The organism is Pseudomonas sp. PDM25, from assembly GCF_019219045.1.
Taxonomy (GTDB): Bacteria; Pseudomonadota; Gammaproteobacteria; order Pseudomonadales; family Pseudomonadaceae; genus Aquipseudomonas.
Genome location: NZ_JAHUWL010000002.1, coordinates 26507 through 51739, shown reverse-complemented (window position 1 = coordinate 51739; position 25233 = coordinate 26507). Strand labels below are relative to the sequence as shown.

Below are 25233 nucleotides of genomic sequence, written 5' to 3'. Positions count from 1 at the left end.
TCGCGAAGGCTGATTAACATTCAACAACTATGTTGACTGTTACACCGCTTTCGCGAGCAAGTCGAATCGTCGCACCGCCGCTCCCACAGGGGATTGTGTTACTTGCTGTTGGTCAGGGTGTTGTAGCTGGTCATCAGGTTGCGATAGTCCGGGATGTGGTTGGAGAACAACGTGGCCAAGCCTTCCACGTCATTGCGCCAGTCGCGATGCAGCTCACAGGCCAGGCCGAACCAGGTCATCAACTGCGCGCCGGAGGCCGACATGCGGTCCCAGGCCGATTGACGGGTCAGCTCGTTGAAGGTGCCGGAAGCGTCAGTCACCACGAACACCTCGAAGCCTTCAGCCAGTGCCGACAGCGCCGGGAACGCCACGCATACTTCGGTCACTACGCCAGCGATGATCAGTTGTTTCTTGCCGGTGGCCTTGATCGCCTTGACGAAGTCTTCGTTGTCCCAGGCATTGATCTGGCCAGGACGGGCAATGTACGGCGCATCCGGGAACAGCGCTTTGAGCTCAGGCACCAGCGGGCCGTTGGGACCGGTTTCGAAACTGGTGGTGAGGATGGTCGGCAACTTGAAGTACTTAGCCAGGTCAGCCAGGGCCAACACGTTGTTCTTGAAACGGTCCGGCTCGATGTCGCGCACCAGAGAAAGCAGACCCGCCTGGTGATCAACCAACAGAACGGCGGCGTTATCCTTGTCGAGACGTTTGTAAGAGGTAGTCATGGGAGTAATCCTCGCTTTTTATCGATGCCGAACGGGTCGGCGTGAGAGAAACCTGATAGTTCGTTAAAACGCGGCCAAGCAAGGCTAGTCGCCCTCGCCCGACACGCCACAGCGTTACAACATTGAGTTCAACCGTGCATCCGACCGAACCGACCGGACTGGAAGTCGGCGAAGGCCTGGTGAATCTCTTGCTCGGTGTTCATCACGAACGGACCGTGACCGACGATCGGCTCGTCGATCGGTTCGCCACTGAGCAGCAACACGACGGCGTCGTTATTGGCTTCCAGGCTGAGCTGCTGGCCATTGCGTTCGAACAACGCCAACTGCCCTTCGCGCACCAGTTCCACACCGTTGACCTGAACCGTGCCACGCAACACTACAAGTGCCGTGTTACGACCTTCGTGCAGGTCCAGGGTCAGCAACTTGCCGCCGTTGAGGCGCAGGTCCCAGACGTCAATCGGGGTAAACGTGCGCGCCGGGCCGGTGTGGCCATCGAACTCACCGGCGATCAAACGCAGGCTGCCGGCCTGGTCCTTGAGCGCGATGCTCGGGATGTCGCCATCGAGAATCGTCTGGTAACCGGCGTCGGCCATTTTGTCCTTGGCCGGCAGGTTGACCCACAGCTGCACCATTTCCAGGGTGCCGCCGGTTTTGGCGAAACCTTCTGAGTGGAATTCTTCGTGGAGAATCCCCGAGGCTGCGGTCATCCATTGCACGTCGCCTGGCCCGATCTTGCCGCCGCTGCCGGTGGAGTCGCGGTGCTCCAGTTCGCCCTTGTAAACGATAGTCACGGTTTCGAAACCACGGTGTGGATGCTGACCAACGCCACGACGCTCGGTGGTCGGGGTGAATTCAGCAGGACCGGCGTGATCGAGCAGCAAAAACGGACTGATGTGTTTGCCCAGGTTGTCGTAGGAAAACAGCGTGCGAACCGGAAAACCGTCGCCGACCCAATGGGTCCGTGGGCTGGTGTAGATACCGATGATGTTTTTCATTCCGCCTCCGAATCTGGTGTGTGACGCGATGGACAAAGCTTAAAACTGAACCCTTTGATGCACTAGACTGCAAAAATCAGCCTTAGCGTTCTATATGGAGAACGATGGTGGAAGACCTCAACACCCTCTATTACTTCACCCAAGTGGTGGAACACCACGGTTTCGCCCCGGCCGGTCGGGCGCTGGACATGCCCAAGTCGAAGCTGAGCCGACGCATTGCCGAGCTCGAAGACCGCCTCGGCGTACGCCTGCTGCACCGCACCAGCCGGCATTGTTCACTGACGGAAATCGGCCAGGCCTATTACCAGCGTTGCCTGGCGATGCGCGTGGAAGCGGAAAGCGCCGCCGAACTGATCGAACGCAACCGCTCCGAACCCCAGGGCCTGGTGCGCATCAGTTGCCCGACCGCGCTGCTCAACTCCTGGGTCGGGCCGATGCTGACTCGCTACATGCTCAAGTACCCGCTGGTGGAGTTGTTCATCGAGAGCACCAACCGCCGGGTCGACCTGATCCACGAGGGGTTCGACATCGCCCTGCGGGTGCGCTTTCCGCCGCTGGAAAATACCGACATGGTGATGAAGGTGCTGGGCAACAGCACCCAGTGCCTGGTGGGCAGTCCGGCCTTTGTGCCGCGCCTGTCATCACCGGCCTCCCCAGCCGACCTCAGCGGGTTGCCAAGCCTGCACTGGGGCGCGGCGCAGCGTGAGTATCAGTGGGAATTGTTTGGGGCCAATGGCGCCAGCGCGGTGATCCGGCATGCGCCACGAATGGTCACCGATGACCTGCTGGCGCTGCGTCATGCCGTGGTGGCCGGGATCGGCATCGCTCACCTGCCCAGTGTGGTGGTGCGCGATGACATTGCCGCGGGCCGACTGGTGGAACTGGTGCCGGGCTGGGCCCCCAAGTGCGGGATCGTCCACGCGATTTTCCCGTCACGCCGTGGGCTGCTGCCGTCGGTGCGCGCATTGATCGACTTTCTGGGCGAGGAATTCAGCCACAGCGATATTGCCTAGAAGCCCGAACACGGGGGTAAGGACCTTAAACCGAGTCGCGGCTATCGCGAGCAGGCCCACTCCCACATTGGGATTTGCGTACACCACAAATCCCCTGTGGGAGTGAGCCTGCTCGCGATAGCGTCCAACCAAACACTACCAATCCCCCAGACTGCCCCCCGATTCATGACTTGCGGTAAACATTGCTTTGCCGATCCAGCGGTTTTTCCCATGGGTGCGGGCGGGGATACTCGTGCCCATTCCCACTGCAACCCCTGGAGTCATTGATGTCTATTCCCGCATTCGGCCTTGGTACTTTTCGCTTGCAAGGCCAGGTGGTCATCGATTCGGTGAGCACTGGCCTGGAACTGGGCTATCGAGTCATCGATACCGCGCAAATCTACGAGAACGAAACCGAGGTCGGCGAAGCCATTGCCGCCAGTGGCATCGCCCGTGACGAGTTGTTCATCACCAGCAAGATCTGGGTGGCCAACTTCGCCAGGGATCGCCTGATCGACAGCCTCAAGGAAAGCCTGCAAAAGCTGCAAACCGACTACCTGGACCTGACACTGATCCATTGGCCGTCCCCGGAAGATCAGGTGCCGGTCGAGGAATTCATGGGCGCCCTGCTCGAAGCCAAACAACTGGGCCTGACCCGGCAGATCGGCGTGTCCAACTTCACCGTGGACCTGATGAAACGGGCGATCGCCGCGGTCGGTGCCGAACACATCGCGACCAACCAGATCGAATTGCACCCGTACCTGCAAAACCGCAAGGTCGTCGAATTCGCGCAGAGCCAGGGCATCCAGATCACCTCGTACATGACCCTCGCTTACGGCGAAGTGCTGAAAGACCCGGTGATCCAGCAGATCGCCGATCGCCTGCAGGCGACGCCGGCACACGTCACATTGGCCTGGGCCATGCAACTGGGTTACGCAGTGATCCCCTCGTCGACCAAACGCACCAACCTGCAAAGCAACCTGCACGCCCGCACACTGACCTTGAGCGACGCCGACATGGCGCTGATTGCGGGTCTGGATCGTGGCCAGCGACTGACCAGCCCCAAAGGCATCGCGCCCCAGTGGGATTAAGCGTCAGTCTCGCTTGAGGTTCTGATCCAGGCGTGCCATGGCGTGTTGCAATTGATCGACGGCCTCGTCGATCAACGCCGCGCGCCCTTCGGCGCAGGCACGTTCCAGATGTTCGCAGCACTCGATCAAACGTTTTGCACGAACCATCCGCGCCCCCCCTTTGATGCGGTGCGCCAGGTCTTGCAGTCGGTGACGATTGCCAATGACGTGCGCAGCAAGCAGATCATCGCGATCATAGCGATTGGTCTCGGCCAGTTCGTGCAACAACTGATTGATCAGCGTCCGGTCTTCACCGACGTAGAGCTCCAGGCCGGTCAGGTCGATTTCGGACGTTGATTTTTCTGCAGCCGGCGCTGGCGGCTCATTCACAAATCGGGACGCCAGCCAGGCACTCAAATCTGCCAGCCGGATCGGTTTGAACAGACAATCGTCCATGCCCGCTTCAAGGCAACGGATCTTTTCCTCCGGCTGCGCATTGGCGCTAACCCCCAGAATCAGCGTGGGAGGCAAACCATTGGCGCGCTCTTCATCGCGTATTGCACCCGCCAATTCATAACCATTGACCACCGGCATGTTGCAATCGGTGATGACCAAATCGAGCTCATGCTCGCGCCACTTCACAAGACCCTGCTCGCCATTCTCAGCCTCCAGCACCTGATGCCCCAGGTAACTCAGCTGCCGCGACAGCAACAATCGATTGGCCGGGTAATCGTCGACCACCAGAATCGTCAGCAGCCGAGTGGTCACCTGCAATCCGCTATCGGCACACTCGCCGCAGGTCAACGGTTGCAACGCAATCAGATCAACGCTGATGTCGACTTGCGTACCCAGTCCGAGGACGCTGTCGAGCTGCAATCGGCCGCCCATCATTTCGCACAGCGTGCGGCTGATCACCAGTCCCAGACCGGAGCCATTGTGGCCTGACTGCTGGCTGTTACCGGCCTGCACGAACGGGCTGAACAGCCGTTGCTGATCGACCACACTGACACCGATGCCGCTGTCCTCAATACGCACATTGACTGCCAGATGTCCCGCTATACCGGGCTCCACTCGCAGTGTCAGACTCACCTCACCTTCACGGGTGAACTTGATCGCGTTGCTCAGCAGATTGGACAGCACCTGCTTGAAGCGCGTGGGGTCGACTAACACGTCACGATCGCTGTGTTCGGCCAATTCGACCCGCCACTGCAAGTTCTTCTGCCGTGCCAGGCCTTCGAAAACCCGGCACACCGACTCCACCAGCGTGCGTAGATTGGCCCGCTCAGGGGTCAGCGACAAATGCCCGGACTCGATGCGGGCGATGTCCAGGATGTCGCCGATCAGCGCCAGCAATTGCTGCGCGGCAGTGGAGGCCACTTCGATGGCGGAGCGATCAGTGAAGCCCTCTTGCGCTCGCTTCAGCGCCAGTTCGAGCATGCCGATCAGGGCATTCATCGGTGTGCGGATTTCATGACTCATGGTCGCCAGAAAGGTGGTTTTGGCGCGGTTGGCATCGTCGGCGGCGTTCTTGGCATCCTGCAATTGCGCGAGCAGTTGTTGGCGTTGAGTGATCTGCCGACGCTGCCAGGCAATCCAGGCCAGTGCGAGCAACAGCAAAACGCCCGCAGCGGCAAACGCCTGGAGAATGCGTTGGCGATGCCGCAGCCAGTAGCTGTCATCGACCACCACATCGTTGCTCCAGCGGGCTAACAGCTCATCCATCTCCCGGGGCGAAATGCTCAGCAGTGCCTTGTTCAGAATCGAGTGCAACTCCAGCGCACCACGGCTGGTGGCCAGAGCGATACGCGCCGGTTCATCCCCCACGGTGCTGCTGATCCGCAGACGCTCGCGGTATTGCCGGGTGACCAGATACCGAGCCACGATCAATGAGCTGACGACCCCGTCGGCCTGGCCCTTGATCACCCATTCCATCCCCTGCGCCGGACTCGCCACTTCGACCAGACGTACAGTGGGCGCCCGAGCGCGGATGAACTCGAGCAACGGATGACCGCGATAAATCGCCAGGCGTTTACCGGCCATATCGTCCAGGCTCCTGGGGCTTCCCGGGGTGCTCGCACTGACCAGTACAAACGGATTGTTCAGGTAGGACCGAGTGAAGCGCAGTTCGGCTTCGCGTTCGATTCCGGGCGTGACCACCGGTAACACGTCGATCGTGCCGTCCTTGAGTTGCTGGATCTGCTGATCGAGGGAGTTGCCCCGCTGCACCTTGAAGGTCAAGCCGCTGCGCTGGCTGATCAGCGTCAGCAATTGCGCGGTCAACCCGCTGAGTTGTCCCTGTGCATCGTAAAAAGTCAGCGGTGCGAAGTCCTCGACAACTCCCACTTGCACCGTCGGATGTCGATCCAGCCAACGTTGCTCGCTGGCGCTCAAACGTACTCGCTCTTGACCCGCCATGTTGGCTCTTCCAGCACTCCAGCGCTGCTCGATGGCCGTGCGTTGATCCATGGAAATTGCCGCCAGAGTCTTATCGACAATGCTCTTCAGACGAGGGTTGCCCCTACTGAAGGCAAAGCCGAACGGATTGGCGTCCAGGCCGGAAGGCCCCACCAGGCGTACGTTGCTGAGGTAGTTGTTATTGATGAGGTAATTGGCGCTGATGAAGTCCCCGAGGTACACATCATCCTGCCCGAACGCCACCGCCCCGATCGCGTCGAGTGCCGAGGGGTAGCGTTGCAAGCTCGCATCGGGATAGAAGGCTTCGACAGTCTGCGCCTGCAGATAGTCATCGACCATGGCGATGCGCTTGCCCGCGAGGTCGGCGGGCATCCAGTCGTCCAGGCGGGTAACCAGCATCGGCTGATCTTCGGCATAGGCACTGGATCGGGTCAGCTGCGGGTCAGCCGCCTCAAAGTTGTTGGACGTGCCGAGCAGGTCCAGATCATCGCGCTTGAGCGCCTCCATGGCCGCCTCGCGTGTGCGATAACGAAGCACGTCGATTTTGACGTGCAGCAGTTGCCCCAACAGGGCGGCATAGTCTGCGGTGATGCCTTCCAGCTCATCAACGTTTCGCGTGATCTCGAACGGCGGGTAGTCCGGCCCCGACACCCCGAGGCGCAAGACTCGCTTGCCACGCAACCACTGCCAGTCTTTTTCATCCAGCTGGACCTGATAATCCTCCACCGCTGAATGTCCCAGCACATGCAAAAGCTTTGGCTCATCGGCTGCGGTCACCGATGCTCCCAGTCCACAGAACAGCAACAGAGCCCACAAACAATTGCGCATGATCGGGCTCACTCAGATCAGATGATTACGCTTGGCAAAATCCCTCAAGTACACCGCTGATTCCACGTTGAGTTTTCCAATCAGACGGGTCTTGTAGGTGCTGACGGTCTTGTGACTCAAGTGCATGATTTCAGCGATCGCCTTGTTACTGATGCCCCGGGCCAGATGCTGAAAGATCGTCAGTTCCCGGTCGGAGAGTTTATCGATCATCTGTTTTTCACTCAGTTGTATCGAGTTCAGCGACACCGACGCCGAGGGTAGCTGGGCGAAATAGGTGTAACCGCCCATCACGGCGTGCACGGCTCGGTGCAAGTGCTGCAAGTCGTTGGTCTTGGCGATATAGCCTGCGGCGCCGGCGTGCATGCAACGATCCTGATAAAACGTGGGTTCCTGGGACGTGAAGACCAGTACTCGACAGGGCACCCCACTGGTCTTGATCCGCGCCAGTACATCCAGCCCGTCGAGCGAGGGCATCACCAGATCCAGGATCACCAGTTCAGGCTTGTGTTCGCGGATCTTCGGCAAAACCTCATTACCACACGCCGCTTCGTATATCTGCTTGAAACCTTCCTGCACCAGTACGATTTTGACTGCGGCGCGAACCACCGGATGATCGTCCACAATCAGCACTGACTTCATGGCAACTCCCTGAGCAACAAAAACGACGATTGAATAATCAATGCCAATGAGCCCGGCCCGGTTGATCGCACCGGCTGCGCAAAGACTTTTGCATGGAAAACCGGGCGCAACTACCTGACAGAAATGACAGAGCCGACGAACGGTAGACGAGGGTCGATGATCGCCATCAGCCGCGTAATGGACGCCAGATCAGGCAATATTGCGTGGCTCACCTCAACACTCTGTTGAACGCAGGCAGGAATGGGCGGCAGTTGCGCCTGCTGACCGTCATAGATCAAGGCGTGATGAACCTGCTGGTTATCAAGAAAAAAATCGAACAGGTTCAACGCCCCGCCCGCCAGCGAGGCATTGATGACCACCAGATCAAATGGCTCGCCACTGTATTCGACCAGGGTCAACAGCTCTTCAAGGCTGTGCACCGGTGCTATCCGGTAGTAGTCGAGTTGATTGAACAATCGCTCGACCTTCATGCGGTGAAAATGCAACTCGTCGGCGATCAGGATACGTAAGGCTTTGTTCGACAACGTGGGCCCCCAGAAGGGTATCGAATTCGTGAGGGCGCAAGGCTACGGAAGAGCCGTCGAGCTTTCTGTAGGACTTTTCCTAAAAATCGGGACGATTCACTTCAGCCTTAGTACGATTTTCTGTAGGAGCAAGGCTTGCCCGCGATGAACGATGACGCGGTGTATCAGTTAAACCGCGTCATCGTTCATCGCGGGCAAGCCTTGCTCCTACATTTGGCAGCATTACTGCCAGCCAAACCGGCGAACATAAAATCCTTTCACTGCCTGCGTCAGGCCCATGTACGCCAACAGAATCACCGGCAGGAACACGAAGTACAGCGACGGCAGCGCCTGCAATTTGAAGTAGTGCGCCAGCGGTCCCATCGGCAGGAAGATGCCGACGGCCATGATGATTCCAGTCATCACCATCAGTGGCATCGCTGCGCGGCTTTGCAGGAACGGGATTTTCGGCGTGCGGATCATGTGCACGATCAGCGTCTGGGTCAGCAGCCCGACCACGAACCAGCCGGACTGGAACAGGGTTTGATGATCCGGGGTATTGGCATCGAAGACGTACCACATCAAGGCAAACGTGGTGATGTCGAAGATCGAGCTGATCGGCCCGAAAAACAGCATGAAACGCCCGACGTCCGCCGGCTGCCAGCGTTGTGGTGTTTTCAACATGTCCTCGTCGACGTTATCGAACGGGATGGCGATCTGCGAAATGTCATAGAGCAGGTTCTGCACCAGCAGGTGCATCGGCAGCATCGGCAGGAACGGGATGAACGCACTGGCCACCAGCACCGAGAACACGTTGCCGAAGTTAGAACTGGCAGTCATTTTGATGTACTTGAGCATGTTGGCGAAGGTCCGACGCCCTTCCAGCACGCCCTCCTCCAGCACCATCAGGCTTTTCTCCAGCAGGATGATGTCCGCCGCTTCCTTGGCGATGTCCACGGCGCTGTCCACCGAAATGCCGATGTCGGCGGTGCGTAGCGCTGGCGCGTCGTTGATGCCGTCGCCCATGAAGCCGACCACATGACCGTTGCCCTTGAGCAAACGCACGATGCGTTCCTTGTGCGACGGAGTGAGTTTGGCGAAGACGTTGGTGCTCTCCACCGCCACCGCCAGTTCGGCGTCGCTCATGCGTTCGATGTCGTTGCCCATCAGCAGGCCTTGTTGCTCCAGGCCGACTTCGCGGCAGATCTTCGCGGTCACCAGTTCGTTGTCGCCGGTCAGCACTTTCACGGCCACGCCGTGAGCGGCCAATGCCTTGAGCGCCGGCGCGGTGCTTTCCTTGGGTGGATCGAGAAACGCCACGTAACCGATCAGCGTCAGCGCCTGTTCATCCGCCAGGCTGTAGGTATCGCGCCCTTCACTCATTGGCCGTGCGGCAACGGCAACGACACGAAGTCCTTCGGCGTTGAACGATTCGGTGACCTGACGAATCCGCGCCAACAGTTCATCGGTCAGCGCTTCATCGACCTCGCCATGACGCACCCGCGTGCACACCGCCAACACTTCTTCCACCGCGCCCTTGCAGATCAGCAGGTGCGAATGATCGCGCTCGGCGACCACCACCGACATGCGCCGGCGAGTGAAGTCGAACGGGATCTCATCGACCTTGCGAAACGCGGTGCCGACTTTGAGTTCACGGTGGACTTCCACGTGTTCGAGCACCGCCACGTCCAGCAGGTTTTTCAGGCCGGTCTGGTAGTAGCTGTTGAGGTAGGCCATTTCCAATACGTCATCGGAATCGTTGCCCCACACATCGACGTTACGCGCCAGAAAGATCTTGTCCTGAGTCAGGGTGCCGGTCTTGTCGGTGCACAGCACATCCATGGCGCCGAAGTTCTGGATCGCGTCGAGGCGTTTGACGATGACTTTTTTACGCGACAGGAACACCGCGCCCTTGGCCAGGGTCGAGGTGACGATCATCGGCAGCATTTCCGGGGTCAGGCCCACGGCAATCGACAGCGCGAACAGCAGCGCCTGGGTCCAGTCGCCCTTGGTGAACCCGTTGATGAACAGCACCAGCGGCGCCATGACGAACATGAACCGGATGAGCAGCCAGCTGACTTTGTTGACTCCGGTCTGGAATGAAGTGGGTGCGCGATCGGTAGCGCCGACCCGCTGGGCCAAGGCACCGAAATAGGTGTTATTGCCGGTGGTGAGGATCACCGCCATGGCCGTGCCGGACACCACGTTGGTGCCCATGAACAGGATGTTGTCGAGGTCCAGCGGGTTGCTGGTGTCACTGTCCTGCTGACGGGGGAATTTTTCCACCGGCATTGATTCGCCGGTCATCGCGGCCTGGCTGACGAACAAATCCTTGGCGCCGATCACCCGGCAATCGGCGGGAATCATGTCGCCAGCCGAGAGCACGATCAGGTCGCCTGGCACCAGTTGCTTGATCGGCAGCTCGGTGCGCGACGCATCCCGACGCAACACCGTGGCGGTGTTGCTCACCATCGCCTTGAGCGCGTCGGCGGCCTGGTTGGATTTGGTCTCCTGCCAGAAGCGCAGCAAGGTCGAGAGCACCACCATGGAGAAAATCACGATGGCGGCTTTCATGTCTTCGGTCAGCCAGGAGATGACCGCAAGCAAGGTCAGCAGCAGGTTGAACGGGTTCTTGTAGCAGTGCCACAAGTGGGTCCACCAGGGCAGAGGCTGTTCGTGCTCGACTTCGTTGAGGCCGTATTGCACACGCAGCGCATCGGCTTCGAGTTCGCTCAGGCCATCGGTGTGGCTGCCGAGGTTGTTCAGCAGTTGGCCGATGTCGCTGTTGGCGGCGCTCACCAGGGTTTGCGCCAGGGTGGGCGGCACCTCGCGGCTGACCGTGGTGTCGGTGAAGTTTTCCAGCAGCGCCAGGCGACGGAAGTGTCGGGCGATGTGGCGCGTGCGCAGGAATCCGGCGAAGAATTCTTTGAGCAGGGTCAGGTTCATGGCAGTTCCCCCAGGGTCAGCCGGGAAACCGTCGAGCAGGCGTGTCGATACGCCGCGATGGCGACACAAAGTCGAACATCACGCACGGTTCAGCGTCGATGAGAGTGACGTCGGGACACGGACCAGGACTGGCCGCGATCGGGATGCCGCTGCTCGCTTTTGGGCGAGACAACGGCAAAAAAGGTTGCGCGTTATCTTGCCGGGAAGGTGCCGGTTATCGAAACCGGCCGACTACTGTCACTCGAACAAGTACCCACTGTGGGTCTCCGCTATTGATTGAAAACGCGCGAAGCTTACGTTCCGATTTCTGCAGAGTAAACGATGCAAAGCCGTGTGGAGGGGGAATTGCGGGGTTCTTCAGGAAGGGTTCAGGATTCTGGATTTGTGCTGTTCTTCAGGGCCTCTTCGCGAGCAAGCCCGCTCCCACAGTCGATCTTCAGTGAACACAGAATCTGTATACGACCGAGACCAAATGTGGGAGCGGGCTTGCTCGCGAAGGCGGTGTGTCAGGCAACAATGTTTTTGACTGTGCCATCGCCTTCGCGAGCAAGCCCGCTCGCACAGGAATTGAGTGACGGCTGGGATTGCGTCAGGCGCTGGCGGCCATGGCATGCCGCCGATGATGAACGTCCAGTTGATCCTTGATCACCCGCAACACCTTGGCTTCGTGTTCATGGATAAAGAAGTGCCCGCCCGCCAGCATGTCCACCGAGAAACTGCCACGGGTTTCCTTGCTCCAGCCGATCAACTGCTCGGTGGTGGTGCGATCAGCTTTGCCGCCGAGCACATGGATCGGGCACTTGAGCAACGGGCGCTGTTGCGGTTCGAAACGTCCGCACAACAGAAAGTCCGCACGCAGCACCGGCAGCCTCAGGCTCATCAGCTCGTCGTTGGCCAGCACCTCTTCACGGGTGCCGTTGAGGGTGCGCAATTGCTCGATCAATTCAGCATCGGTTTTGGGCTCGGCGAAACCCCGGTCGTAGTCAGCCCGCAGTGTCGGTGCAGCCGTCCCCGAAGCAAACAGCGCCACCGGTTCCGGGCAGCCCAGCGAGCGAAACGCGTGGGCCATCTCACAGGCGAGCAACGCGCCAAGGCTGTGACCGAACAGCGCGTACGGCGCCTTGAGCGTGGCTTTTTGTTCCTGCGCGAGTTGCAGCGCCAGACGTCGCATGTCGGTGTGCAAGGGTTCGCCAAACCGGGTGCCCCGTCCCGGGAGTTCCACGGGTTGCAGCTTGAGCCACTCCGGCAGTTTGCGCCGCCAGCGGCTGTAGACCATGGCACTCGCGCCCGAATAGGGCAGGCAGAGCAATGTCAGCTGGGTCACCGGGTTTACCTCAGAAAGTTGTCTGTTAAGAGAACGGATGAGGCAGGTCTTGAATTAGTCGAAGATCCCATGTGGGAGCGGGCTTGCTCGCGAATGCGGTGGGTCAAACAACATCAACGTTGACTGACACACCGCATTCGCGAGCAAGCCCGCTCCCACATTCGTTCTTTATTTCAAGTGGCGGAAGCTTTGCACTGCGGAACCGAGGACCACCGCGCCAGCGGCGACGGCGACCCAGAATCCGCTCCGGGCTCCAAATGCATCGATAAGCCAACCCGAACTGGCCGCGCCAATCGCCACGCCGATACTCAATCCAGTCACCAGCCAGGTCAGGCCCTCAGTGAGTTTGGCCGGCGGCACGATGCGCTCCACCAACGCCATCGCCACAATCAGCGTCGGCGCAAAAAGCAGCCCCGCGACGAACACCGCCAGCGACAGCCCGAGAATGTCCGTCGCCAGCAGCAACGGCAGCGTGGTCACCGCCGTCGCCACCCCGCCGTACAGGAACAGTTGCGGCAGCGGCAGTTTCGAGCGCAACGCCCCGAACGCCAAACCGGCCAGGCACGAGCCGATGGCATACACCGACAACACAATGCTCGCCGCCGCCGGCTGGCCCTGCTGCTGGGCGAACGCCACGCTGACCACATCCACCACACCGACGATGGTGCCCATGGCGACCATCAACAGCATCAGCAGCTGAATCTCGCTGGAACGAATGATCGAGACCTGATGATGGTCTTCATGAGGATGAATCGCCGGCTCGGTGTCACGTTGCAGCACAAACGCCGTCACTCCGATCGCCAGCATCAGCAACGCCGCCAATGGCCCCGCCTCGGGGAACGCCACCACGCACAACCCCACCGACAGTGGCGGCCCGACGATAAAACAGACCTCGTCCAGCACCGACTCCAACGCATAAGCGGTTTGCAGTTCAGGCTGGCCGCGATACACCTCGGTCCAGCGTGCTCGCACCATCGCCGACATGCTCGGCATGCAACCCGCCAGCGCGGCGAACACAAACAACGTCCACTGCGGCGCCTGCAAGCGCGTGCAAAGCAACACCAGCAACAACGCCCCGCCACCGATCAGCGCCGAGACCGGCAAGATCCGACGCTGCCCGAAGCGGTCCACCAGCCGCGAAACCTGCGGCGCACAAAATGCCGTGGCCAGGGCAAACGTCGCCGCCACTGCGCCAGCCAGTCCATACCCGCCCTGCCGTTGCGAGAGCATGGTGATCAGGCCGATGCCGGTCATGGAAATCGGCATGCGCGCGATCATCCCGGCCAGTACAAAAGCTCGAGTGCCCGGGGAGTTGAACAATTCGCGGTAGGGGTTTGCCATGGAGTCCTCTCATCTTTGCGGATGCACGGTGCCACAAACCCGACTGACAGTAAAAAGTACCAGGACGCAAGCCTCTGCAACGCCTTGCGACGCCTTGCGACGCCATCGAAACTGAACTAGATTTTCTATTCCCGAAAACAAGTCTGAAGTTCACTACGAAGTCTGGTCCGAAGTAATGTCCAGTAGCGAAGGCACGCTGGAGTCTTGCTATGGAAGAGTTACTGATTCTGGTCAGCCCGAAAGATCGCCAGACCGGCTTCGCCCCCAAATTGCAGGTCCATCAACAAGGCCTGCGACACCGCGCATTTTCCATTTTCGTTTTCGATCACAACGGGCATCTGCTGCTGCAGCAACGCGCGCTTGGCAAATACCATTCGGCGGGGCTGTGGACCAATACCTGTTGTGGCCATCCTCGCTTGGGTGAGCGAACGCTCGCAGCGGCGCAACGGCGGCTGCGCGAAGAAATGGGCATCACCTGCAAATTGTTCAAGGTCTCGACGCTGCTCTATCACGAGCCCGTCTCGAACCAGCTTATCGAGCATGAATACGATCACGTATTTGCTGGCGTCTGCGATATCGATCCCGTCGCCAACGCCGAAGAGGCCGAAAACTGGCAATGGATGGATCTCTCGAAAATCCCAGCCGCCATCGACGCGGCACCGAAGACGTTCACCACATGGTTTCGCAAGATGTTCGAACAATTCGGCCTGAACGGCATACGCCAATGGCATGAGCTCGCACGGAGCGGCACACCGCGCAGCCAGGCAGTCTCGAACTGGAAGGTACCGCCGCTGCATTGCGTGGCGCCTTTGCGAATCGATGAAACACTCGCCTCAGAGGTCGATGACCGGCTCATGCACTGGATTGAAAAAACCGGCATTTTCGCGGGTCAACAGGAAAAAATTCGTGCCTCGGGATTCGGCCGCTTCGCCATGTTGTGCCACACGGACACCGACGATCCTGACCGCCTGCTTTTATCCGCTCAATGCATCGCTGCGTTGTTCGCCGTGGACGATTACTACTGCGACGATGAACGGACCGGCTCCATACCGGCGCTGGTCGGCCCTCGCCTGTCGGTCGCGCTCGCCGCGCTTGAGCCTGTGCATTTAACCGAGGATTATCGCCTGGCACTTGAAACTGCCCTGGAAAGCGACCCTGTCCTGGTAGGCCTGCGCGCGTACATGGCACGCGTCGCCGAGTTCGCCACATTCAGCCAGATCGCCAGGGTCCGCCATGAAATCATCGCCATGTTCGTCACCATGACCGCCGAAGCGGCCTGGCGCTTCAGTGGCGTCACACCTGCCCTCTGGGAATATCTGGCCCAGCGCCAGACCAATAGTTTTCTGCCCTGCATGTCGCTGATTGACGTCATCGGCGGCTATGAGCTGCCGGCCAATGTCTATTCCTCTCCCGCGGTGCGCCGTGTCACTACGTTGGCGGCCAGCGCGACAATCATCGCCAACGACCTGTATTCAGCCCCCAAGGAAAACCTTGCCCAAGTCGGTGACTTCAATCTGCCGTTGCTGCTGGCGAATGAGAGGCAATGCTCTATCGCACAAGCCATGAAACTGAGCGCGGCAGTTCATGACGACGTCATGCGTCTGTATGAAGCCGCCGAAAAAGAGTTGCTCGTGGATGCTTCGCCCCTGCTCAAGCGCTTTCTGGCAGGCATGAAAAGCTGGGTAGCAGGAAGCCTGGAGTGGCATCGCCACAGTGGCCGCTACCGGACCTGAGCCATGAACACATGACTGTCTGCCTATGGGAAAAGGCCGGCGGTTGCAGATAAAGATCTTTTCATGGCCGAATCTGAACTCTCGCCACCGTGTGCCAGTCAGCTAGTTAAGCCCTCTATTCAAGGCTTTAACCTTGATGCAGATTTCTCTCGACCAACCAGTTTTTCTGCACCCGCGCGGCCCTGCGAATTTTCAATCAACAGGGTATCCGCGAAGGCGTGTCCCGTGCCGCTGACAAAATCATTCACATGAGCTCGGCGCACCAACGGGTTCCCTGTCTTTATCCGGAGTTTCGCGGCAATGACTGATCATCATCCCGAACGACAAAGCGCTATCGATGCCCATGGCATCATCGGCGACATGCGCAGCGTGGCACTGGTCAACGACAAGGGCAGCGTGGACTTTTTCTGCTGGCCGGAATTCGACAGCCCGTCAATCTTCTGCTCGCTGCTGGACACCCCTGAGGCCGGGATTTTCCAACTGTCCCCGGATTTACCCGACGCTCGCCGCGAGCAGATTTACCTGCCCGATACCAATGTGCTGCAAACCCGTTGGCTCAGCGACCGCGCAGTCGTCGAAGTCACCGACCTGCTGCCCATCGGCGACAGCGAAGATGACACGCCGATGCTGATGCGCCGGGTGCGTGTGGTCAGCGGCCAGGCAACGTTTCACATGCGCTGCGCCGTGCGTCATGACTACGCTCGCGCCAAGACCCGCGCACGCATGGATGAAGAAGACGTGACCTTCGAGGCCACCGATCAGCCGTCCCTGCGCCTGTCTTCGGATCAGGCTTTGCGTATAGACGGCCATGCGGCAGTCGCCGAATTCACCCTCGAACAGGACCAGAGCGCCGAATTCCTGCTCGGAGGTATCGCCGACCCACGGTTCAAGGAAGGCGCCGCCGCGATCTCTCTGGAGCGTACCCTGAAGTTCTGGCGCGACTGGATCGGCCAATCCAACTACCGGGGCCGCTGGCGGGAAATGGTCAATCGATCGGCCCTGGCGCTGAAGTTGCTGACCTCGCGCAAACACGGCGCAATCCTCGCCGCCGCGACCTTCGGCCTGCCGGAAACACCTGGCGGCGAGCGCAATTGGGATTACCGCTACACATGGATCCGCGATGCCTCGTTCACCGTCTACGCGTTCATGCGCCTGGGCTTCGTCCAGGAGGCCAACGATTACATGCGCTGGCTGCGCGGGCGGGTCAGTGATTGCCACGGCAAACCGATGAAACTCAACATCCTCTATGCCATCGATGGCCGCCAGGAACTGCCGGAAACCGAACTCTCGCACCTCTGCGGCCATGGCGGCGCAACACCGGTACGGATCGGCAATCAGGCTTACGACCAGGTCCAGCTCGACATCTTCGGCGAGCTGATGGACGCGGTGTACCTGGTCAACAAATACGGCGACGCCATCTCCCATGAAGGCTGGAAACACACCGTAGAAGTGGTCGATCAGGTCTGCGAAACCTGGGAGCAAGAGGACGTCGGTATCTGGGAAATGCGCGGCGAGCAGCATCACTTCCTGCACTCACGACTGATGTGCTGGGTCGCACTGGATCGAGCCATTCGCCTCGCCTCCAAACGCTCACTGCCCGCCCCGTTCGCCCGCTGGGACCAGACCCGACAAGCGATCTACGCCGACATCTGGGAAAACTTCTGGAACGAAGAATGTGGACACTTCGTCCAGTACATCGGCGGTACCGCGCTCGATGGCTCGATGCTGCTGATGCCGCTGGTGCGCTTCGTCAGCGCCAAGGACCCGCGCTGGCTCGCGACCCTCGACGCCATCGAAAAGAATCTGGTGCGCGACGGTATGGTTTACCGCTATCGCAATGAAGACGCCCGGATCGACGGCCTCGACGGCACCGAAGGCGCCTTCGCCGCGTGTTCATTCTGGTACGTCGAATGCCTGGCCCGCGCCGGACGGGTGGAAAAGGCGCATCTGGAATTTGAACAGTTGCTGAGGTACGCGAACCCGCTGGGGTTGTACGCCGAAGAGTTCGACAGCCATGCGCGGCATCTGGGGAATACGCCGCAGGCGCTGACGCATTTGGCCCTGATCAGTGCGGCGTGTTTTCTGGATCGGAAATTGAGTGGGGAGAAGAGTTTCTGGCAGCCTTGAGACCGCGCCACAGGTTTTGTGTAGGCCAAAGCCTTACATTTCATAAACAAAACCCGCGTTCACTACCAGAAAATCCTTTGTTGCCAGCCGTAACATCCCCCCCTACCATCGACCGTCAACGGGTACAGCGGAGCTGTCCAACAAAACCCGAATTCAAGGAACCCGAATGACCCAGCGCATCCACCGCAGCATCGACACCCCACTCCGCTCAGGCCTGAACCGCGATGAATTGTGGGAAGGCCAGGACAAGGGCCTGATCAAATGCTGGGAAATCGGCCGCCAACGCGCCGCCCGTTTCCCCGAACTCGCCCAACGCTGCCTTGCCGGCGAACTGCCGGTGCTGGGCTGGAAAGGTGGCGTCAGCCGCAGCCTGAAAAAACTCGAAAAATACGGATCCCTCAAGTACCTCGCCCAATGGCAAGGGTTGCGCGGGGAAGATCTGGATATCGATTTGAGTGAAGAACGGGCATTGACCTGTTCGCGGACCAACATGGTGGTGACGTTTACGCCGGACCGGTCGAAATACTTCAATCAGGTGGCGGAAATTGAAGCCTAGGAAAAACAGGCGAAGGCATCGCCCACTTCACCGGGGGCGTCGGGCATAACATTCCCGAAGAAGCGCCCGAGGCAACGGTCAGAGCGTTACTGGATCTGCTGGAGGGCTGACGCTGAAACGTTCGCGATAGGCCTGCGGAGTTACGCCCATGGCCCGCAGAAAACTGCGCCGAAGCGTCTCTTCGCTGCCGAATCCGCATTGCACCGCCACCCGTTTGATCGGCACGCCGGTATCGCTGAGCAAACGTCGGGCGGTCTCGACCCGAATCAGTTCGATGGCCCGGGCCGGAGTCTGGCCAGTGTCGGCGCGGTAATGGCGGACGAAGCTGCGTTCGCTCATGCCGGCCTGCAAGGCCAGGGTCGGGATGCCCAAATCCTTGGTGAGGTTTTCGCTGATCCAGGCATGAAGTTCGTCGAAACGGTTGCCTTCCTTCTGCAAAGAGAGGGTGACGCTGAACTGCGACTGGCCACCGGGACGTTTCAGGAACACCACCAGTTGCCGGGCGACTTCCAGGGCCATCGTGCGGCCGAGATCCTCTTCCACCATGGCCAGCGCCAGATCGATACCGGCAGTGACCCCGGCCGAGGTCCAGACCGGACCGTCATTGATGAAAATCGGATTGGGTTCAACCTGCAGCCGCGGATGCTGCTGCGCCAACTGCTCGCAACGGGTCCAGTGAGTGACCACCCGCCGGCCATCGAGCCAGCCGCTGGCCGCCAGCAAAAATGCCCCGGTGCACACCGACGATACCCGCCGACACCCCGTCGCGTGTTCACGTACCCAGGCCACCAGCGGTTCATCTCGCGCCGCGTCGTAAACGCCCCAGCCACCGGCAATGATCAACGTATCACTGGCCACTTCGGGCAGCGGTTCGGCCAACAGCGCCAGCCCCGCCGACGACATCACCGCCCCGCCGCCGCTGGCAATCACCGTCGGCGCATAAGGTGGCGGAAAACCTTGCTGGCGGGAAATATCGTTGGCCGAAGCGAACACCTGCAACGGCCCGGTGACGTCGAGCAATTGCACATTGGCAAAGGCGAGCACGTGAATGGTTTTCGGCATGATTGGCGTAATTCGTGGGGTTATTGGCGTATACGCCAAATCCTACGAGCCTAAAGTGAAGTCGTCCACCCACTTCATGAGAAAAATGCCATGACGTTGCAGATCGGTTTTCTGTTGTTTCCACAGGTTCAGCAACTGGACCTCACCGGCCCTTACGACGTACTGGCCTCGCTGCCGGACGTGAAGGTGCATTTGATCTGGAAGGACCTGATGCCCGTCACCGCGAGCACCGGCCTGGTGCTGAAACCGACCACCACGTTCGACGATTGCCCGCCGCTGGATGTGATCTGCATTCCTGGCGGCGGTGGCGTCGGGCCGTTGATGGAGGATGAACAGACGCTGGCCTTCATCAAGACGCAGGCTGCCAACGCGCGTTATGTCACGTCGGTGTGTACCGGTGCGCTGGTGCTCGGCGCGGCGGGTCTGTTGAAAGGCAAACGCGCCACCACTCACTGGGCCTATCACGAATTGTTGGCGCCTTTGGGAGCGATCCCGGTGAAGGATCGAGTGGTGCGCGACGGCAACCTTCTGACCGGTGGCGGGATCACGGCGGGCATCGATTTTGCCCTGACCCTGGCCGCGGAGTTGTTCGATAAGGACACGGCAGAGCTGGTGCAGTTGCAGCTCGAATACGCCCCGGCTCCGCCGTTTACCTCGGGCAGCCCTGAAACGGCTCCGGTCAGCGTGCTGGAGGAAGCCCGTGAACGCGCCGCTGCGTCGTTGAAACTGCGCTCGCAAATCACTGAGCGTGCAGCGGCGAAACTCGATCGGTTGTCAGCACGCTGATCCATCCCGACCGGCAGCCAATGCCTGGCTGCCGTTCACCCGGCCAAAATGATGCACCGAGGATTTTCCATCGCCCATAAAAAAACCCGCCTAAGCGGGTTTCTCAAGACCATTTCGACATCCTGTCGGCAGCCATCCTGGCCAATGGTCGATCATCCTTGATCCTGAGCGCTTCCTGCGACTCAGTTGATGGATCCAGAATAAACACATCGCTTAAGGGTAAACAGAGGACATACCCACCTGTGGGTGTAAGCCATTGACCATTTCAGCCTTGAAGCCCTCTTCCGTAGCAGCTGCCGAAGTCTTTTCGACAGGCGAAAAAAAACCCGCCGAAGCGGGTTTTTCCCAAGACCATTACGACTCCCTGTCGGCAGCGATTCCTTGCTTATGGTCGATCATCCGTGATCCCGAACACTTCCTGTGTTTCGGTTGATGAGGCTAGATTACGCTTCGGATCCAATGTGCAATAGACGATATAGCTACTATCGCGTGTAGGACATTCGCTATAGCCGCCCTTCCGAAAACCCTTAGACGGGTAAGGTTTCAAGCATCGAAGCCGCGCGTTCATGCTGCGATCACTCTTCCTGACGCTCGCGTTGCTTGGCACTGACCTTGAGAAATTCTTCGATATTGCTCATCTGCTCATCCCAGCCGCGACTGTCCATGCGGAACGCCTTGAGCCGGCGCGTCTGAGGGATGTGATCGAAACCGGACTCGGTGACCTTGAGTAACGTGCCTTCATCCATGTCTTCGAGCTCGAACTTCACCAGTGTGGTGGGTTCCTGGGAGTAATCGATATCGGGCTCGATCGCGTACGGGTGCCAGCGAAACGAAAACACCCGTTCCGGCTCGACCCGCTCCACCAGTACGTTCCACAGCAAGTGCTCATAACCCGGGTACGTAATCTGCCCCTGGGTCCACTCACCGGCGACAAAACGCTTGCCCTCCAGCGCCACGCCAAACCACTGTCCGAAGGCTTCGGCATTGGCCAGCACGCGCCAGACCTGCGAGCGCGGCGTTTTGAGCAGGATCTTCCTTTCGATGCGATCTGATGCTGGATTCATAAGTCACCTCCTGTACTGAACAGTAGGCCTGTAAGACCACAAGACCAACCCTAAAGTTGTATCAAATGGGTATCGCAATCAACCCTACCTGAAATATTCGGCTGCATTTCAAGGTGTAAGTTCTGGCTTGAAGACGAAACTCAGCGCCCGAAACTGCTAACGTTCAGGACGAAGTTGACTCAGACAAGGACGATTCATGCAGCTTCACCCTCACGCAATCAGGAGCACGCGATGAATAGCCTGCATGGCAGCTGCTTGTGCAAAGCCATCGAATACGAACTCGATAGCCTCGACATGCCCATCAGTCATTGCCACTGCCAAACCTGTCGCAAGGCACACGCGGCGGCATTCGCCTCGACAGCCGGGGTCATGCGCGAACATTTTCGCTGGACCAAAGGCCAGGACCGCCTGAGCAGTTACGAATCGTCACCGGGCAAACTTCGGCATTTCTGTTCAGTCTGCGGTTCACACTTGATGGCTGAACGCTTGGCCCAACCCCACGTCATTGTTCGTGTGGCGACACTGGACGATGACCCGCAAATGACGCCTCAGGCGCATATCTGGACGACACATGATGTGCCGTGGCTTGCTTATGAATCGATTGAAAAATGCCCTGAATGACAAACATAAAGGGTCGAATACGGCACTAAACTGCGTCCCAACTTTCCTGTCACAGCGAGAACCCCCATGTCCCCACGCTTTCTTCTGGCACTGACGCCTCTGCTGTTCGCCACTGCCGCTTATGCTGCGGACTGCGACAACGCCGTCGATCAGGCGACGATGAATGAGTGCGCGGCGCAGCAGCACAAGACGGCGGACAAGGAGTTGAATACGCTTTACCAGCAGATCAATGAACGTTTGAAGAGCAACCCCGACAGCAAAAAGCTGCTGATCGAGGCACAGCGTTCGTGGATTGCGTTTCGGGATGCCGAGTGCAAGTTCTCGAGCGCCGGGGTGGAAGGCGGGAGTGTGTATCCGCTGATCTATAGCAACTGTGTCACTGAGTTGACCAAGGCGCGGGTGGAGACATTCAAGAATTATCTGAAGTGTCAGGAGGGGGATTTGAGTTGTCCGGTGCCTGGGGCTTGATGCTTGGGTGCCTTTGAGGGCCTCTTCGCGGGCAAGCCCGCTCCCACAGTGGATCTGCGTCGTACACAAGGTTTGTGTTCAACATAGACCCATGTGGGAGCGGGCTTGCCCGCGAAGGCGCCAGTTCAAGCACCGAGGTTATCGGACGAATATCTGCGCGGTCGTGATCGCCATATCCCCACCCGGCAACTTGATGCTGCCGATCTGCTTCATGCTCTCGGGATCAAAAATCGCCACATCGTTAAACGTCCCCGCCAGATAAATCTTGCTGCCGTCCTTGTTGAACGAAATGCAGTAGTAGGAATGATCCAGCGTCGCTGCCTGGAGCATTTTCTTCTCCTTGATGTCGTACTTCGCCAAACGGTTGAGCACGCCGAACATCAGGTTCGGATCCTTCGGCGAGCGCATGCCGCTGAAGTAGATTTCCGTCAGAGGGCCGAAGTCGGTGGTTTCGGTCTTGCCGGTTTTCAGGTCGATGCTGAACAGCCCGTAAAGGTACTCGGCGGTCAAGGGGTCCTGTTTCTTGTCCTTGAATTTCGCCGCGGTGTAGAGCAGCGAGAAGTCATGGCGATAAGTCTGCTGGTTCCACACGTAGAGCACGTCCGGCGCGCTGTAGTTCGGGCGTTTCCAGTGGCGGCTGGGGATCAGCACGTCGAACTTTCCGGTCTTCACATCGACCTTGTAGACGTCCGCCCCGGCCACGTACAGCGTGCCGTCGTCACCACTCTGCATGATCGTCAACTGCCGGGGCGCCGGGAAACTGCGCACGGGTTTGGCGTCCATACCGGCGTCGGTGGCGTACACATCGAGCCGTGGTTGCTGCACTTCATAGCGGTCATTGAGCATCAACGTCGGGTTGGCAATGGTGAACAATTCCTTGCCGTCGTGGCTGAGGGTGAAGGCGAACATGGACCTCGCTTTCTCCCCCGGTTTCTGAGTGATGCTGGCGTGAAACACCTGCTTGCAGCTGTCGATTTCAACGCCGTAGACATCCGCGTAGTGATTGTTCAGCACGTAGGCGGTCTTGCGGTCCGGCGACAACTGAACGGTGCCGGGACCGAAGGCATCCGGCATCTTGCAGGTCTTGAACAAGGTGTCGGTGGCCAGGTCGATGACGTGCAGGTTGTTCGGGTAATTGGTGGTCAACATGTACTCGTGACCGTCTTGCAGTGCAGCGTTTTCGTCGGCCAGAACAGTGAGCGAACAGGTACTCAGGACGGCGAATGCGGCCAGGCCGCAGGCTTTGATATTACGCATGCTGGAATCCTTCTCTGTCCGATTACTTGTCTTTTGGAAAGACAGTCCCGAGGTTGCGCCAGTTTTCATTGGACGCCTGGGCATCCTTGTTCCAGTCCGGGTAGGTGCTCATCATGTCGGGCACCTGGGCCGGCCACCAGCAAGGGTCGGAACAACCGTAAAGGTCGGCTTCCATCGGCTGGCACAGCGACGACACACCGCCAAAGGCGTCGATTTCCCAACCCGGGTCGGTGGTCGAGGCGCAGCCGGCGACGGAACTCATCGCCACCACCTCTTCGATGCGGTTTTCGGCCGCGGCCTCATCGAGTTTCAGCGCTTTATTATTGATTGCCTTGAGATGTTTCATATCAGTGAGCCTTGCGCGGAGTGATGTAGCTGCTGATAAACGCAGGGTTGTGGGCCATGATCCGGGTGTAGACCTCGATGCCGAAGTCGACCCAGTCACGCATCAGTTCGCAGTAGTGATAGGTCGGGTGGGTCGGGTCGCCGTAACGGGCGTAGCTCTCGTGATAGCAGCCGCCGGAACAGAGGTTGCGGATCTGGCAGTCCTCGCAACCGGTGTTGGTACGGTCCAGGCGTTGGGACAGGAAGTCGTTCAACTCCACCTGCTTCACACCGCTGTGGACGTTGCCGAAGGTCGGCAGGCTCGAACCGGTAAAGCGGTGGCACAGATTCAATTCGCCCTTGTGATCCACCGCCAGCATCTTCAGGCCCGCGCCGCAAGGCAGGGCTTTTTTGTGGCCTTCGTGGATGTCGGTGATCAACTGGTGCAAGTTGGAGAAACCGATATTGCGGTGTTCCAGCGCCGCTTCCAGATAACGTCGGCCGAGTTTCTTCATGTTGGCGAAGACTTCGATCAGCTCATCGCTGGACAGGTTGAAGGTGCTGATGTCACCGGAGGTCACCGGGGCAAAGCCGACTTCGGCAAAACCCAGTTCGTTGAACAGGTGATCCCAGATGGTTTCGACGTCGGTAACGCCGGTGGTCAGGGTCACGCGGGCACCGACCGGACGACTGTTGTAGCGCGACAGCAGCATTTCAGCCTTGCGCCGCACCACGTCGTACGTGCCCTGCCCGCCCACGGTAATGCGGTTGCGGTCGTGCACGGTTTTCGGTCCGTCGATACTGACTGACAGGCCAAAACGGTGGGCGTTGAGGTAGTCCACGGTCTCTTCGGTGAGCAGCGTCGCGTTGGTGGTCATGACGAACTCGACGAACTTGCCCGCCTCGCGGAAACGCTTCTCGCAATAGTCGACCATGTACTCGATCAGCTTGCGATTACTCAGCGGTTCACCGCCGAAAAACACCACGGTGAAACGCTCTTCGTCGGGCGATTCACGCAGCAGCATTTCCACCGAGGCGACCGCCGTTTCGACGTCCATTTTCTTGCCGGCCGACGGCTTGTCCAGGTCTTCCTTGTAGCAGTAGGTGCAGCTCAGATTGCAGCCGGTGTTGACGTTGAGCACCACGGTATTGATCGCCGTGCGCTCGACGCGTTTGGTGCCAATGTCGGGGGTCAGCGGCGAGCCGTCGCTGACCAGCTCCAGGGCCATCAACTCGCGCAGGGTCTCGGTGATTTCTTCACCGTTGAAGCGCGCGGCCAAGCGCTGGATCAGGTCCTCGGATGAACAGCCGGGACCGCGCAAGGTATCGATGATGGTGCCGGTCAGCTCATCGCTGGCGAACAGCGAACTGCTGGGGATGTGAAACAGCATGCGGTCGGCATCGACATGCACTTCGTGCAGATTCCGCTCGACCAGATTCAAAATAGCGCCCATTGC

General features: G+C 59.2%; 21 protein-coding genes and 2 pseudogenes. 10 read left to right on the top strand and 13 right to left on the bottom strand.

Features of this window, described 5'->3' with window-relative positions; translation table 11 throughout:
- Window positions 1–98: 98 nt before the first annotated feature.
- Window positions 99–725, bottom strand: a complete 627-nt coding sequence (ycaC, locus tag KW848_RS02710) for an isochorismate family cysteine hydrolase YcaC (protein WP_074878621.1) — start codon at window positions 723–725, stop codon at window positions 99–101.
- 128 nt (window positions 726–853) lie between these two features.
- Entirely contained in the window at window positions 854–1720 is an 867-nt protein-coding gene (locus KW848_RS02705) for a pirin family protein (RefSeq protein ID WP_218535475.1), read from the bottom strand.
- Window positions 1721–1824: 104 nt separating this feature from the next.
- Here KW848_RS02705 and KW848_RS02700 point away from each other — a divergent pair, with 104 nt between their 5' ends.
- Together KW848_RS02700 and dkgB are read left to right on the top strand one after the other, a co-directional pair.
- Window positions 1825–2733, top strand: a complete 909-nt coding sequence (locus tag KW848_RS02700; protein ID WP_218535473.1) for a LysR substrate-binding domain-containing protein — start codon at window positions 1825–1827, stop codon at window positions 2731–2733.
- A gap of 266 nt (window positions 2734–2999) precedes the next feature.
- Window positions 3000–3803 carry a 2,5-didehydrogluconate reductase DkgB gene (gene dkgB / locus KW848_RS02695; protein WP_218535471.1) on the top strand — a complete coding sequence of 268 codons (804 nt, stop codon included), beginning with the start codon at window positions 3000–3002 and terminating at the stop codon, window positions 3801–3803.
- A gap of 3 nt (window positions 3804–3806) precedes the next feature.
- Here dkgB and KW848_RS02690 read toward each other — a convergent pair whose 3' ends face one another.
- From KW848_RS02690 to KW848_RS02665, 6 genes are all read right to left on the bottom strand, one after another.
- Window positions 3807–7025 (bottom strand): transporter substrate-binding domain-containing protein, encoded by a 3219-nt coding sequence (locus tag KW848_RS02690; RefSeq protein ID WP_218535469.1) that lies wholly within the window; start codon window positions 7023–7025, stop codon window positions 3807–3809.
- A 12-nt stretch (window positions 7026–7037) separates the two neighbouring features.
- On the bottom strand, window positions 7038–7664 hold the full coding sequence (locus KW848_RS02685) for a response regulator transcription factor (protein ID WP_218535467.1): 627 nt from the start codon (window positions 7662–7664) through the stop codon (window positions 7038–7040).
- Window positions 7665–7774: 110 nt separating this feature from the next.
- Window positions 7775–8188 (bottom strand): response regulator, encoded by a 414-nt coding sequence (locus tag KW848_RS02680; RefSeq protein WP_218535465.1) that lies wholly within the window; start codon window positions 8186–8188, stop codon window positions 7775–7777.
- A gap of 222 nt (window positions 8189–8410) precedes the next feature.
- On the bottom strand, window positions 8411–11113 hold the full coding sequence (gene mgtA / locus KW848_RS02675; protein ID WP_218535462.1) for a magnesium-translocating P-type ATPase: 2703 nt from the start codon (window positions 11111–11113) through the stop codon (window positions 8411–8413).
- 589 nt (window positions 11114–11702) lie between these two features.
- Window positions 11703–12437 carry a thioesterase II family protein gene (locus KW848_RS02670; protein WP_218535454.1) on the bottom strand — a complete coding sequence of 245 codons (735 nt, stop codon included), beginning with the start codon at window positions 12435–12437 and terminating at the stop codon, window positions 11703–11705.
- 168 nt (window positions 12438–12605) lie between these two features.
- Window positions 12606–13778, bottom strand: a complete 1173-nt coding sequence (locus tag KW848_RS02665; RefSeq protein ID WP_218535451.1) for an MFS transporter — start codon at window positions 13776–13778, stop codon at window positions 12606–12608.
- Window positions 13779–13987: 209 nt separating this feature from the next.
- Here KW848_RS02665 and KW848_RS02660 point away from each other — a divergent pair, with 209 nt between their 5' ends.
- From KW848_RS02660 to KW848_RS32365, 5 genes and pseudogenes are all read left to right on the top strand, one after another.
- The gene (locus KW848_RS02660; RefSeq protein ID WP_218535449.1) at window positions 13988–15511 is read left to right on the top strand and encodes a family 2 encapsulin nanocompartment cargo protein terpene cyclase; all 1524 of its coding nucleotides are present in this window, start codon (window positions 13988–13990) and stop codon (window positions 15509–15511) included.
- 152 nt (window positions 15512–15663) lie between these two features.
- Window positions 15664–15786 (top strand): annotated as a pseudogene (locus KW848_RS31675) (sugar dehydrogenase); the annotation flags it as partial.
- A gap of 25 nt (window positions 15787–15811) precedes the next feature.
- Window positions 15812–17638, top strand: coding sequence for a glycoside hydrolase family 15 protein (locus KW848_RS02655; RefSeq protein WP_218535447.1), 1827 nt, complete (start codon window positions 15812–15814; stop codon window positions 17636–17638).
- A gap of 166 nt (window positions 17639–17804) precedes the next feature.
- On the top strand, window positions 17805–18194 hold the full coding sequence (locus KW848_RS02650; protein ID WP_218535445.1) for a hypothetical protein: 390 nt from the start codon (window positions 17805–17807) through the stop codon (window positions 18192–18194).
- Window positions 18195–18205: 11 nt separating this feature from the next.
- Window positions 18206–18304 (top strand): annotated as a pseudogene (locus KW848_RS32365) (alpha/beta hydrolase); the annotation flags it as partial.
- Here KW848_RS32365 and KW848_RS02645 read toward each other — a convergent pair.
- Window positions 18273–19256, bottom strand: a complete 984-nt coding sequence (locus KW848_RS02645) for a GlxA family transcriptional regulator (protein WP_218535442.1) — start codon at window positions 19254–19256, stop codon at window positions 18273–18275. The pseudogene KW848_RS32365 and the gene KW848_RS02645 overlap by 32 nt on opposite strands.
- Before the next feature lie 90 nt (window positions 19257–19346).
- On the opposite strand from KW848_RS02645, the gene inhA reads away from it, so the two are divergent.
- Complete coding sequence (gene inhA, locus KW848_RS02640; protein ID WP_218535440.1) at window positions 19347–20042, top strand: isonitrile hydratase; 696 nt, start codon at window positions 19347–19349, stop codon at window positions 20040–20042.
- A gap of 575 nt (window positions 20043–20617) precedes the next feature.
- Here inhA and KW848_RS02635 read toward each other — a convergent pair.
- Window positions 20618–21106 (bottom strand): SRPBCC family protein, encoded by a 489-nt coding sequence (locus tag KW848_RS02635; protein WP_008145327.1) that lies wholly within the window; start codon window positions 21104–21106, stop codon window positions 20618–20620.
- A 231-nt stretch (window positions 21107–21337) separates the two neighbouring features.
- Here KW848_RS02635 and KW848_RS02630 point away from each other — a divergent pair, with 231 nt between their 5' ends.
- Window positions 21338–21727 (top strand): GFA family protein, encoded by a 390-nt coding sequence (locus KW848_RS02630; RefSeq protein ID WP_218535438.1) that lies wholly within the window; start codon window positions 21338–21340, stop codon window positions 21725–21727.
- A 66-nt stretch (window positions 21728–21793) separates the two neighbouring features.
- Window positions 21794–22195, top strand: a complete 402-nt coding sequence (locus tag KW848_RS02625) for a lysozyme inhibitor LprI family protein (RefSeq protein WP_218535435.1) — start codon at window positions 21794–21796, stop codon at window positions 22193–22195.
- Between the two features lie 138 nt (window positions 22196–22333).
- Here KW848_RS02625 and peaD read toward each other — a convergent pair whose 3' ends face one another.
- Genes peaD through peaB form a run of 3 tightly spaced genes read right to left on the bottom strand, consistent with a single transcriptional unit; the run spans window position 22334 to window position 25230 of the window.
- On the bottom strand, window positions 22334–23452 hold the full coding sequence (gene peaD / locus KW848_RS02620) for a quinohemoprotein amine dehydrogenase subunit beta (protein ID WP_218535433.1): 1119 nt from the start codon (window positions 23450–23452) through the stop codon (window positions 22334–22336).
- A gap of 22 nt (window positions 23453–23474) precedes the next feature.
- Window positions 23475–23798 (bottom strand): quinohemoprotein amine dehydrogenase subunit gamma, encoded by a 324-nt coding sequence (gene qhpC, locus KW848_RS02615; RefSeq protein WP_008145336.1) that lies wholly within the window; start codon window positions 23796–23798, stop codon window positions 23475–23477.
- A gap of 1 nt (window position 23799) precedes the next feature.
- A complete protein-coding gene (gene peaB, locus KW848_RS02610; RefSeq protein WP_111452476.1) occupies window positions 23800–25230 on the bottom strand; it encodes a quinohemoprotein amine dehydrogenase maturation protein in 1431 nt (476 codons plus the stop codon).
- Between the last annotated feature and the right edge of the window lie 3 nt (window positions 25231–25233).

Excerpts from the sequence above, each read along its gene's own strand:
- KW848_RS02685 (WP_218535467.1), bottom strand. The coding sequence starts at position 7,664 with ATGAAGTCAGTGCTGATTGTGGACGATCATCCGGTGGTTCGCGCCGCA.
- qhpC (WP_008145336.1), bottom strand. The coding sequence starts at position 23,798 with ATGAAACATCTCAAGGCAATCAATAATAAAGCGCTGAAACTCGATGAG.
- KW848_RS02625 (WP_218535435.1), top strand. The coding sequence starts at position 21,794 with ATGTCCCCACGCTTTCTTCTGGCACTGACGCCTCTGCTGTTCGCCACT.
- peaB (WP_111452476.1), bottom strand. The coding sequence starts at position 25,230 with ATGGGCGCTATTTTGAATCTGGTCGAGCGGAATCTGCACGAAGTGCAT.
- KW848_RS02665 (WP_218535451.1), bottom strand. The coding sequence starts at position 13,778 with ATGGCAAACCCCTACCGCGAATTGTTCAACTCCCCGGGCACTCGAGCT.
- KW848_RS02645 (WP_218535442.1), bottom strand. The coding sequence starts at position 19,256 with ATGCCGAAAACCATTCACGTGCTCGCCTTTGCCAATGTGCAATTGCTC.
- mgtA (WP_218535462.1), bottom strand. The coding sequence starts at position 11,113 with ATGAACCTGACCCTGCTCAAAGAATTCTTCGCCGGATTCCTGCGCACG.
- KW848_RS02630 (WP_218535438.1), top strand. The coding sequence starts at position 21,338 with ATGAATAGCCTGCATGGCAGCTGCTTGTGCAAAGCCATCGAATACGAA.
- ycaC (WP_074878621.1), bottom strand. The coding sequence starts at position 725 with ATGACTACCTCTTACAAACGTCTCGACAAGGATAACGCCGCCGTTCTG.
- KW848_RS02700 (WP_218535473.1), top strand. The coding sequence starts at position 1,825 with ATGGTGGAAGACCTCAACACCCTCTATTACTTCACCCAAGTGGTGGAA.
- peaD (WP_218535433.1), bottom strand. The coding sequence starts at position 23,452 with ATGCGTAATATCAAAGCCTGCGGCCTGGCCGCATTCGCCGTCCTGAGT.
- KW848_RS02635 (WP_008145327.1), bottom strand. The coding sequence starts at position 21,106 with ATGAATCCAGCATCAGATCGCATCGAAAGGAAGATCCTGCTCAAAACG.
- inhA (WP_218535440.1), top strand. The coding sequence starts at position 19,347 with ATGACGTTGCAGATCGGTTTTCTGTTGTTTCCACAGGTTCAGCAACTG.
- KW848_RS02705 (WP_218535475.1), bottom strand. The coding sequence starts at position 1,720 with ATGAAAAACATCATCGGTATCTACACCAGCCCACGGACCCATTGGGTC.
- KW848_RS02650 (WP_218535445.1), top strand. The coding sequence starts at position 17,805 with ATGACCCAGCGCATCCACCGCAGCATCGACACCCCACTCCGCTCAGGC.
- KW848_RS02655 (WP_218535447.1), top strand. The coding sequence starts at position 15,812 with ATGACTGATCATCATCCCGAACGACAAAGCGCTATCGATGCCCATGGC.
- dkgB (WP_218535471.1), top strand. The coding sequence starts at position 3,000 with ATGTCTATTCCCGCATTCGGCCTTGGTACTTTTCGCTTGCAAGGCCAG.
- KW848_RS02690 (WP_218535469.1), bottom strand. The coding sequence starts at position 7,025 with ATGCGCAATTGTTTGTGGGCTCTGTTGCTGTTCTGTGGACTGGGAGCA.
- KW848_RS02660 (WP_218535449.1), top strand. The coding sequence starts at position 13,988 with ATGGAAGAGTTACTGATTCTGGTCAGCCCGAAAGATCGCCAGACCGGC.